The sequence below is a fragment of the Microbacterium sp. genome, from assembly GCF_036566905.1.
In the GTDB taxonomy this organism is placed as follows: Bacteria; Actinomycetota; Actinomycetes; order Actinomycetales; family Microbacteriaceae; genus Microbacterium.
The window spans coordinates 1-9709 of the sequence record NZ_DATCVK010000111.1 but is presented as its reverse complement, the minus strand read 5'-3'; the positions used below and the strand labels follow the sequence as shown (position 1 = coordinate 9709).

At 67.7% G+C, this 9709-nt stretch carries 9 protein-coding genes and 2 tRNA genes; 7 read left to right on the top strand and 4 right to left on the bottom strand.

Going from position 1 to position 9709, the window contains the following annotated elements; genetic code table 11:
- Window positions 1-440 (top strand): DciA family protein (locus VIP82_RS08270; protein ID WP_331907504.1); only part of this gene is annotated, 440 nt, incomplete at its 5' end.
- A gap of 62 nt (window positions 441-502) precedes the next feature.
- On the opposite strand, the gene VIP82_RS08265 is transcribed toward VIP82_RS08270, so the two are convergent.
- Window positions 503-2044: an LPXTG cell wall anchor domain-containing protein gene (locus VIP82_RS08265; RefSeq protein WP_331907502.1), complete on the bottom strand. Its 1542-nt coding sequence runs from the start codon at window positions 2042-2044 to the stop codon at window positions 503-505.
- Between the two features lie 447 nt (window positions 2045-2491).
- On the opposite strand from VIP82_RS08265, the gene gyrB reads away from it, so the two are divergent.
- The 5 genes from gyrB (at window position 2492) to VIP82_RS08240 (ending at window position 7873) form a co-directional block, all read left to right on the top strand.
- Window positions 2492-4597 carry a DNA topoisomerase (ATP-hydrolyzing) subunit B gene (gene gyrB, locus VIP82_RS08260; protein WP_331907500.1) on the top strand — a complete coding sequence of 702 codons (2106 nt, stop codon included), beginning with the start codon at window positions 2492-2494 and terminating at the stop codon, window positions 4595-4597.
- An 82-nt stretch (window positions 4598-4679) separates the two neighbouring features.
- Window positions 4680-7187 carry a DNA gyrase subunit A gene (gene gyrA / locus VIP82_RS08255; protein WP_414684637.1) on the top strand — a complete coding sequence of 836 codons (2508 nt, stop codon included), beginning with the start codon at window positions 4680-4682 and terminating at the stop codon, window positions 7185-7187.
- Window positions 7188-7193: 6 nt separating this feature from the next.
- Window positions 7194-7598: a DUF3566 domain-containing protein gene (locus tag VIP82_RS08250; protein WP_056007070.1), complete on the top strand. Its 405-nt coding sequence runs from the start codon at window positions 7194-7196 to the stop codon at window positions 7596-7598.
- 65 nt (window positions 7599-7663) lie between these two features.
- Window positions 7664-7737: transfer RNA gene (locus VIP82_RS08245), tRNA-Ile, on the top strand.
- Window positions 7738-7800: 63 nt separating this feature from the next.
- A tRNA-Ala gene (locus VIP82_RS08240) sits at window positions 7801-7873 on the top strand.
- Window positions 7874-7972: 99 nt separating this feature from the next.
- Here the strand turns inward: VIP82_RS08240 and VIP82_RS08235 are convergent.
- Both VIP82_RS08235 and VIP82_RS08230 read right to left on the bottom strand, forming a co-directional pair.
- Window positions 7973-8311: a DMT family transporter gene (locus tag VIP82_RS08235; RefSeq protein WP_331907496.1), complete on the bottom strand. Its 339-nt coding sequence runs from the start codon at window positions 8309-8311 to the stop codon at window positions 7973-7975.
- Window positions 8308-8445, bottom strand: a complete 138-nt coding sequence (locus VIP82_RS08230) for a hypothetical protein (protein ID WP_331907494.1) — start codon at window positions 8443-8445, stop codon at window positions 8308-8310. Before VIP82_RS08230 ends, VIP82_RS08235 begins: the two co-directional genes overlap by 4 nt.
- A gap of 81 nt (window positions 8446-8526) precedes the next feature.
- Here VIP82_RS08230 and VIP82_RS08225 point away from each other — a divergent pair, with 81 nt between their 5' ends.
- Window positions 8527-9102 carry a TetR/AcrR family transcriptional regulator gene (locus VIP82_RS08225; protein WP_331907492.1) on the top strand — a complete coding sequence of 192 codons (576 nt, stop codon included), beginning with the start codon at window positions 8527-8529 and terminating at the stop codon, window positions 9100-9102.
- Window positions 9103-9178: 76 nt separating this feature from the next.
- Here VIP82_RS08225 and VIP82_RS08220 read toward each other — a convergent pair whose 3' ends face one another.
- Entirely contained in the window at window positions 9179-9577 is a 399-nt protein-coding gene (locus tag VIP82_RS08220; protein ID WP_331907490.1) for a hypothetical protein, read from the bottom strand.
- Window positions 9578-9709 lie beyond the last annotated feature (132 nt).

The window sequence follows — 9709 nt, the reverse complement described above, 5'->3', positions numbered from 1 at the left end:
CCCGCGCCAAGGGCCTGCGCCCGGGTTCGCCCGCGCGCCGCTCACCGCTCGCGGAGCCCCGCCTGTCCGGGCAGGGGCCGGGCGCCCGCGACCCGCAGCTGCTGTCGGAGGTGCTCGGGCGCCTGATGCGGGACAAGGGGTGGACGGCGGACGTGTCCGTCGGCGGCGTGATCGGCCGCTGGCGGGAGGTGGTGGGCGACCAGGTGGCCGACCACTGCCAGCCGGAGACGTTCGAGCAGAAGGTGCTCGTGGTGCGCGCCGACTCGACGGCGTGGGCCACGCAGGTGCGGCTCCTCGTCCCCACCCTGCTGCGCCGCCTCGGCGAGGAGGTCGGCGAGGGCGTCGTCGAGGAGGTCACGGTGCTGGGCCCGGCGGGCCCCGGCTTCCGTCGTGGCCGCCGGTCGGTGCGCGGTCCGGGGCCGCGCGACACCTTCGGCTGAGTCGCCGACATGGCGACGGGCCCGGCCGCACAGCGGCCGGGCCCGTCGTCATGCTCGGTACGTCAGTGCTGGATGCGGCGACGCAGCCAGAACAGCACGCCGCCACCCGCGACGAGCAGCGCGGCCAGCCCGGCGAAGAGGCCGACGGTCGCACCGGTCTGCGGCAGCTGGTCGGCCTGCGCGGCGTCGGCCGGCGGGACGTCCGCCTCGACCTGGGTGTCCGTCACGTCCACGTCCGCACCGCCCACCCCGATCGGGTTGGCGCACTGCGACGAGGCCGGCGGGTAGTCCACCACGGTCGAGTACTGCGGGTTCACCTCGAACAGGACCTGGACGCCGTCACGGGTCCAGGCGTAGTTCCCGTCAGTCTCGACATAGGAACCGTCGTCCTGCTGCTCCCAGCCCGGCCACTGCTTCGGCTCGGTGTCGGAGGCGCCCGGCCACAGGAGCGAGCCCTCGAGCGGCTGGTCCTCGGCGACGTAGTTCTCGCCGCCGTCCGGGTTGATGAACGTGATGGTCAGCGGCGTGTCGTCGTCGACCTCGACGCCCTCGGGGAGGGCGACGGCGTAGCCCAGGTGCGGGGTGTCGCCCTCGCAGACCGCGGCGATGTCACCGGGGATCAGCGCGCAGTCCTCGGCGGCAGGCACCAGGGCCTCGATGGGGAACAGCACCTCGCCGGACTCGGTGCGGGTGTAGCCGCCCAGGTCCTCGCCGAACGCGTGGTTCGCCGTCGGCGCCGCGAGGACGCCCTGCTCCGTGCGGATGTAGGTGACCTCGGCGGAATCGGCCGGCAGGATGACGTCGGACGCGTCCGCGCCGCAGACCTCGACGGCCGCGGGCGCCTGCGGCACCACGACCTGGGGCTCCGGGACCTCCGGGACCTCGGGGGTCGCGCAGTCCTCGGCGGAGGGGAGCTCGATGCCGAAGTCGCTCAGCTCCTGATGGGTCCAGTCGACGAGGTGCCCGTCCATGGAGGAGCCGTCGGGGTACGTGATGCTCTCGGGCATCGTGTAGTCGTCGGGCCCACCGCGCACCAGGTCCTGCTGGATGCCCCAACCGGTGCACAGGTCGATGTCGTCGAGCGCGTCCGTCTCGGGGAGCTCGGTGTACCAGTGCTCGTCGTTGGTCAGCTCCTCCTCGGGGAGGGTGAGCGTCGTGGTGCCGAGCAGCTGCTGCTCACCGGAGTTCTCCCACGCGGCGCCCTTCGAGGCGTCGAGCTTCGGGTACAGGTAGATGCCGACCTGCACCTCGGAGCCCTCGGGCTGCTCGGGAGCGGTCGGGGTGCAGGACTCGGTCCGCCCGGAGTCTGACCAGTCGTACTGGTTGCCGTCGTGGGCGTCGACGTCGACGGTCCAGGCGTGGCCGGCCGACCCGTCGAGCTCGAACGTGCGGCTCCAGGAGCTGTCGAAGGTCTCGTCGGCGACGTCCGTGCCGTCGATGGTGACGGTGACGTCGGCACCGCGGTACTGGGTCAGGTTCACCTCGAGGCTCGAGCAGGTGTCCTTGACACGGGGAGTGTGCGCGGAGGCGGGCGCCGCGGTGGCGACGAGCATCCCTCCGACGGCGAGCGTCGTCGCTGCGACGCCCGCCAGGGTCCTCTTCACTGTGGGGTTGTCCCTTCGGTGGTGACCGGCGCAGGCAGACGCGCGCCAGTCGACGTGCGATACGGGGAATCGTGGTGTAGTACACCAGTTTTTGGACTAAATCGGGAGAGTCGTTGATAACGGTCAGAGCACGAAAACCGGACGGTTCGTGATGAGGGGTGCTGATCGCCCAGAATCTGTGGACAAGCCTGGGGAAATCCCTGTGGACAACGGTGTGGAGAACCCCTGGCCGCAGACCTGTGGACAACGTGTGCGGAACTTCCCTCCAGCGGCGTCAATCCGCCGTTTCCTTGCCTCTGGCAGGTAGACTAGGGAGGTCATTCCGGGTCGTGGTCCGACCTCTCTCGCACGGCTCGGCCGGGTGCGTGCCCGGAACCTGAGAGCCGCGCCGCCATACACCGCACGAAGCGTCGGCGCGTGCACGACGACCGAGGAGCAGCTCCGCCTGTGGCAGACCGAACCGACACCCCCCGTCCTGACACTGTCGCCGCCAACGGAGCCACCGGACCGGGGAACGGGTACGACGCCGGCAACATCACCGTCCTGGAGGGCCTCGAGGCCGTCCGCAAGCGCCCGGGCATGTACATCGGCTCCACGGGTGAGCGTGGCCTGCACCACCTGGTGTACGAGATTGTGGACAACTCTGTGGACGAGGCCCTGGCGGGCCACGCCGACAGCGTCGAGGTGACCCTCCTGGCCGACGGCGGCGTCCGCGTCCGGGACAACGGCCGGGGCATCCCCGTCGCGATGCACCCCACCGAGGGCAAGCCCACGCTCGAGGTCGTCATGACGATCCTGCACGCGGGCGGCAAGTTCGGCGGCGGCGGCTACGCCGTCTCCGGCGGCCTGCACGGCGTCGGGATGTCCGTCGTCAACGCCTTGTCCACCCGGTTCGTCTCCGAGGTCAAGCGCGACGGCTACCACTGGTGCCAGGAGTACCGCGACGGCGGCGAGCCCGTCACCGGGGTGCAGCGGCTCGAGCCGCTCGCCGAGGGCGAGTCCACCGGCACCACGCAGACCTTCTGGGCGGACGACTCGATCTTCGAGACCACCGAGTACGACTTCGAGACGCTGCGCTCGCGCTTCCAGCAGTACGCGTTCCTGAACAAGGGCCTACAGATCACCCTGCGCGACGAGCGCGCCGGGCACGCCGTCGCCGACGACGAGGTGGCCGGCAAGGCGCCGGTCGAGGCCGACGGCGACGTCACGGCCGCCGACGGCGCGACGGACGTCGAGACCGCGAACCCCGTGCGCACCGTCAAGTACCGCTACGAGAACGGCCTCACGGATTACGTGGCGCACATCAACGCGGCCAAGAAGTCCGAGCTCATCCACCCCGAGATCATCGACGTCGAGGCGGAGGACACCGAGCGGAAGATCTCCGTGGAGATCGCGATGCAGTGGACCAGCTCGTACAGCGAGTCGGTGCACACGTTCGCGAACACGATCTCCACCACGGAGGGCGGCACGCACGAGGAGGGCTTCCGGGCGGCGCTCACCACCCTGGTGAACAGCTACGCGCGCGACAAGGCGATCATCAAGGAGAAGGACGACAACCTCACGGGTGACGACATCCGCGAGGGCCTCACCGCCGTCCTCTCCGTCAAGCTCGGCGAGCCGCAGTTCGAGGGCCAGACGAAGACGAAGCTCGGCAACACCGAGGTGAAGTCGTTCGTCCAGAAGGTCACCTCCGATCAGCTCGGCGACTGGTTCGAGCGCAACCCGACCCAGTCTCGCGACATCATCCGCAAGGCGATCCAGGCGGCGACCGCACGACTCGCTGCGCGCAAGGCGCGCGAGGCGACGCGGCGCAAGGGCCTGCTCGAGTCGGGCGGCATGCCGGGCAAGCTGAAGGACTGCTCGTCGAAGGACCCGTCGGTCTCCGAGATCTTCATCGTCGAGGGCGACTCGGCCGGCGGCTCCGCCGTGCAGGGCCGCAACCCCGAGACGCAGGCCATCCTGCCGCTGCGCGGCAAGATCCTGAACGTCGAGAAGGCCCGACTCGATCGAGCACTCGCCAACAACGAGGTCCAGGCGATGATCACGGCGTTCGGCGCCGGCATCGGCGAGGACTTCAACACCGAGAAGGCGCGGTACCACAAGATCGTGCTGATGGCCGATGCCGACGTCGACGGCCAGCACATCACGACACTGCTGCTCACGCTGCTGTTCCGCTACATGCGCCCGCTCATCGAGTTCGGCTACGTGTACCTCGCGCAGCCGCCGTTGTATCGCCTGAAGTGGACCAATGCCGATCACGAGTACGTCTACTCCGACAAGGAGCGCGATGCGCTGCTCACCGCCGGCGTCGCCGCCGGCAAGCGCATCCCGAAAGACAACGGCGTGCAGCGCTACAAGGGTCTCGGCGAGATGAACCACCAAGAACTGTGGGAGACCACGATGAACCCCGAGACCCGCACGTTGCTGCAGGTCACCATGGACGACGCGGCCGCCGCCGACGAGATCTTCTCCACCCTGATGGGCGAAGACGTCGAAAGCCGCCGGAACTTCATCCAGAAGAACGCGAAGGACGTGCGTTTCCTTGACATCTGATGTGATCAACCCAGGCGGCGACGAGCCGGTCGAGGGCCCCGGCATCCACGGCAGGATCGACCAGGTCGACCTGCAGCTCGAGATGCAGCGCTCGTACCTCGACTACGCGATGAGCGTCATCGTCGGGCGTGCGCTGCCCGACGTGCGCGACGGCCTGAAGCCCGTGCACCGCCGTGTCATCTACGCGATGTACGACGGCGGCTACCGCCCCGACCGCGCCTTCTCGAAGTGCGCCCGCGTCGTCGGCGACGTCATGGGCCAGTTCCACCCGCACGGCGACACGGCGATCTACGACGCCCTCGTGCGCCTCGTGCAGCCGTGGAGCCTGCGTTACCCGCTCGCGCTCGGACAGGGCAACTTCGGCTCGCCCGGCAACGACGGCGCGGCCGCTCCTCGATACACCGAGACCAAGATGGCTCCGCTCGCGCTCGAGATGGTGCGCGACATCGAGAAGGAGACCGTCGACTTCCAGGACAACTACGACGGCCGCACCCAGGAGCCGGCGATCCTGCCGGCTCGGTTCCCGAACCTGCTCGTCAACGGCTCGGTCGGCATCGCCGTCGGCATGGCGACGAACATCCCGCCGCACAACCTCCGCGAAGTGGCATCCGGCGCTCAGTGGTACCTCGAGCACCCCGAAGCCTCCCGCGAGGAGCTGCAGGAGGCGCTGATCCAGCGCATCAAGGGACCCGATTTCCCGACGGGCGCGCAGATCCTCGGCGTCAAGGGAATCAACGACGCGTACCGCACCGGGCGCGGCTCGATCACGATGCGCGCCGTGGTCGCGGTCGAGGAGCTGCAGGGGCGCACCTGCCTCGTCATCACCGAGCTGCCGTACCAGGTCAACCCCGACAACCTCGCGATCAAGATCGCCGACCTCGTGAAGGACGGCAAGGTCGGCGGCATCGCCGACATCCGTGACGAGACCTCGGGCCGCACCGGCCAGCGCCTCGTGATCGTGCTCAAGCGCGACGCGGTCGCGAAGGTCGTGCTGAACAACCTCTACAAGCACACGCAGCTGCAGGACAACTTCGGCGCGAACATGCTCGCGATCGTCGACGGCATCCCGCGCACCCTCTCGATCGACGGCTTCATCGCGCACTGGGTCGACCACCAGATCGAAGTGATCGTGCGGCGCACGCAGTTCCTGCTGCGCGAGGCCGAGGCGCGCATGCACATCCTGCGCGCATACCTCAAGGCGCTCGACGCGCTCGACGAGGTGATCGCGCTCATCCGCGCGTCGGCGACCGTCGACGTCGCACGAGATGGCCTCAAGGGCCTCCTCGACATCGACGACCTCCAGGCCGACGCCATCCTCGCGATGCAGCTGCGACGCCTCGCCGCCCTCGAGCGCCAGAAGATCAACGAGGAAGCCGAGGAGCTCGCCGAGAAGATCGCCGACTACGAGTCGATCCTCGCCTCTCCCGAGCGTCAGCGCACCATCGTCTCCGAAGAGCTCGCCGAGATCGTCGCGAAGTACGGCGACGAGCGACGCACGCACATCATGCCGGGCTTCGACGGCGACATGTCGGTCGAAGACCTCATCCCCGAAGAGGAGATGGTGGTCACCGTCACGCGCGGCGGCTACGTCAAGCGCACGCGCAGCGACAACTACCGCTCGCAGCACCGCGGCGGCAAGGGCGTGAAGGGCGCGCAGCTGCGCGCCGACGACGTCGTCGAGCACTTCTTCGTCACCACGACGCACCACTGGCTGCTGTTCTTCACGAACATGGGCCGCGTCTACCGGGCGAAGGCGTACGAGATCCAGGAGGCCGGCCGCGACGCGAAGGGCCAGCACGTCGCGAACCTGCTCGAGATGCAGCCCGACGAGCAGATCGCCGAGATCCTCGACATCCGCGACTACAGCGTCGCCCAGTACCTCGTGCTGGCCACGCGTGAGGGTCTCGTCAAGAAGACCGATCTGACGGCGTACGACACGAACCGCTCGCGCGGCGTCATCGCGATCAACCTGCGCGAGGGCGACGAGCTCGTCTCGGCGATGCTCGCCGACGAGCACGACGAGATCCTCCTGGTCTCGAAGAAGGGCATGTCCCTGCGCTTCGAGGCGACGGATGAAGCGCTCCGGCCCATGGGTCGCTCGACGTCGGGTGTGAAGGGCATGTCGTTCCGAGCGGGCGACCAGTTGCTCGAGGCATCCGTCGTCGCCGCCTCCCTCACCGACGGTGAGGAGGCCGCCGAGGCCGAGGCGAGTGCCGCAGACGACGACGCCAGGTACGTCTTCGTCGTCACCGAGGGCGGCTACGCCAAGCGCACCGCCGTCGACCAGTACCGCCTGCAGAACCGCGGCGGCCTGGGCATCAAGGTGGCCAAGCTGAGCGAGGATCGAGGCGACCTCGCGGGCGCCCTGATCGTCGGTCGCGACGACGAGGTCCTTGTGGTTCTTGCCAGTGGCAAGGTGGTACGCTCTGACGTCGCCGAGGTTCCCGCCAAGGGCAGGGACACGATGGGCGTCGTGTTCGCGAAGTTCGCGAACGACGACAGGATCATCGCCATCGCGAAGAATTCCGAGCGGAATCTCGTGGAGGAGGCCGCCGAGTCCGAAGCGGCCGAGCCCGCGCGAGAGGAGTAACCCTAGATGAGTAGCGTCGCTGAGAAGCTGGCACGCAAGTCGAACCGCAAGACCCCTGCAAAGCAGGTGCGCCTCCGGCTCGTCTACATCGACTTCTGGTCGGCGGTGAAGCTGTCGTTCCTCGTCGCCGTGTGCCTCGCGGTCGTCAGCATCGTCGCGACGTTCCTCATCTACACGGTGTTGAACTCGACCGGCATCTTCGACAAGGTCAACGAGCTCGTGCAAGACGTTGCGGGCGCCGGCGGCGACCTCACGTCGATCCTGTCGCTCGGCAACGTCATGGGCTTCGCGGTCGTCGCGGCGCTCCTGAACCTCGTCGTCACGACGGCGCTCGGCGCCATCATCGCCGTGCTCTACAACCTGAGCGTCAAGATCACGGGTGGCATCCTCGTCGGATTCACCAACAACTGACGCGATTCTCGGCCCGATTCGGAGATTTCTGCCACGTCCGGTAGTCTTTCCTCTGGCCGAAATTCGGGGATATAGCTCAGGCGGTTAGAGCGCTTCGCTGATAACGAAGAGGTCCGAGGTTCAAGTCCTCGTATCCCCACTGTGAACAATGCAAGACGTGTGAATAATTGAAGATGAAGAACGGATGCCTCGGCATCCGCCCGGGGCCTTAGCTCAGTTGGTAGAGCGCCTGCTTTGCAAGCAGGATGTCAGGAGTTCGAATCTCCTAGGCTCCACAGTTTTCAGACGTACGGGAGTACCTGACCCGGTCGGGATCGGCATCCGAATGCACATCTCGCCGCTCCGAGCTGAACCAGTCGACGGCTCCTGCTCGGTTACACGGTTGCGGACTGGAAGTCGGTGAGGCGGAGCAGAACGACACCGCCGACGATGAGCGCGAGTGCGAGCGCTCTCGGCACGCTGACGGGCTCGTGGAGCCAGATCATTCCGACGATCGCCGTGCCGAGCGCCCCGATGCCGACGAACACTGCGTAGGCGGTGCCGACTGGAACGCTCTTCATCGCGATGTTGAGGATCAGCAGGACGGCAACGGTGAGTGCGCCGCAGATGATCGTCGGGATCAGTTTGGTGAATCCTTCGGTCAGGCGGATGCTGTGTGCCCAGGCGATCTCGAGGAGTCCGGCGACGATGACCGCGATCCAGCCGATGCTCATCGGACTTCCAGACGGTCGATGGCCGCTCGCAGCTCGGCGGGGTCGCCCATCGCCATCGGGTCGGTGAGCCGCACGGTCCCGTCTCCCACACGTCCGACGTCGTAGCCGCCGATCATGATCATCTCGTTCCTCATCCCTGCTCGCTCGATGAAGTGGACATACTGTCCAGATTCACTGTACCTGAAACGGACATGGCGTCCAGTTATGATCAGAGGGTGAGGAAGAAGCTGCTCGACACGTCACCGCCCGAACGTGCGGACGCCGCGGCGAACCGGCAGCGCATCCTGACCGCCGCCGGACAGCTCTTCGCGGAGCAGGGGCCCGGGGTCACCATGTCGGATCTCGCCGCCGCTGCCGGGGTGGGCAGAGGCACGCTCTACCGCCGCTACCCAGACGTGGCCTCGGTCGCGGTGGCTCTCCTGGATGAGCACGAGCAGGCGTTGCAGCAGCAGCTTCTTTCCGGGCCGCCTCCGCTCGGCCCCGGTGCCGAGCCCCGCGAACGGCTGGCGGCGTTCTACTCGGCCATGGTCGATCTGCTGGAGCAGCATCTCCCGCTCGCCCTCGGAGCCGAACTCGGCGCAACTCGCTTCACCACAGGTGCCTACGGATTCTGGCGAACCTTCGTCGCCTCCCAGGTCCGCGATGCAGGTATTCACGACGACGCCCTCCCCGACACGCTCCTCGCGCCTCTCGCGCCCGAGGTGTACCACTACCAACGGCATGTCCAGAAGCGGGCGGTCATCGACATCAAACAGGCCCTCGACCGCGTGGCGAACATCTTGTCGCAGTGATGGGCAGATCCGCGGTCTCCCGCGGCGATCGATGGTCCCGCATTCCCATCGAGCAACCCGCGGCGGGCCCACGCCGTCAGAGCTGCAGCCAGCGTTCGATCAGTGCGACGATCTTGTCGCGATGCGCATCGATCTCGGCCGGGTCCAGGGCGATCACGCCGCGGTCGGCCGCCGCCCAGCGCACGAGCCCGGTGTCGTCGTCGAAGCTGAAGCCCTCGGCATCGACGATCTTCACGCCTCGGTGCATGACGATGCGCACCTTGCCCCGAGGGTCCGTGCCGACCGTCACTCGATCGACGCCGTCGAGCGCGTAGTTCGGCCCGTTCCACTTGATGTTCTCGACGGCACCCGTGGGTGCGACACCGCGGATGCCGTCGCGCAGACGCGCGAGCGGGCCCGCGAACTCCGACGGAAGACCGTCGAGATACCGATCGACGTCGGGTGAGGCTGCGATCAACTTCGAGGCTTCGGTCATCGTGGCGTTCCGTTCGCTCGGGTGCCTCGACCATAGCGGCGTCCGGCCTGCGCGTCGATGGCCCCGCTACAGTGTCCTGATGGACATCCGCATCGCCGCGTACGGGGTCATCATCCGCGATGGCCGGATTCT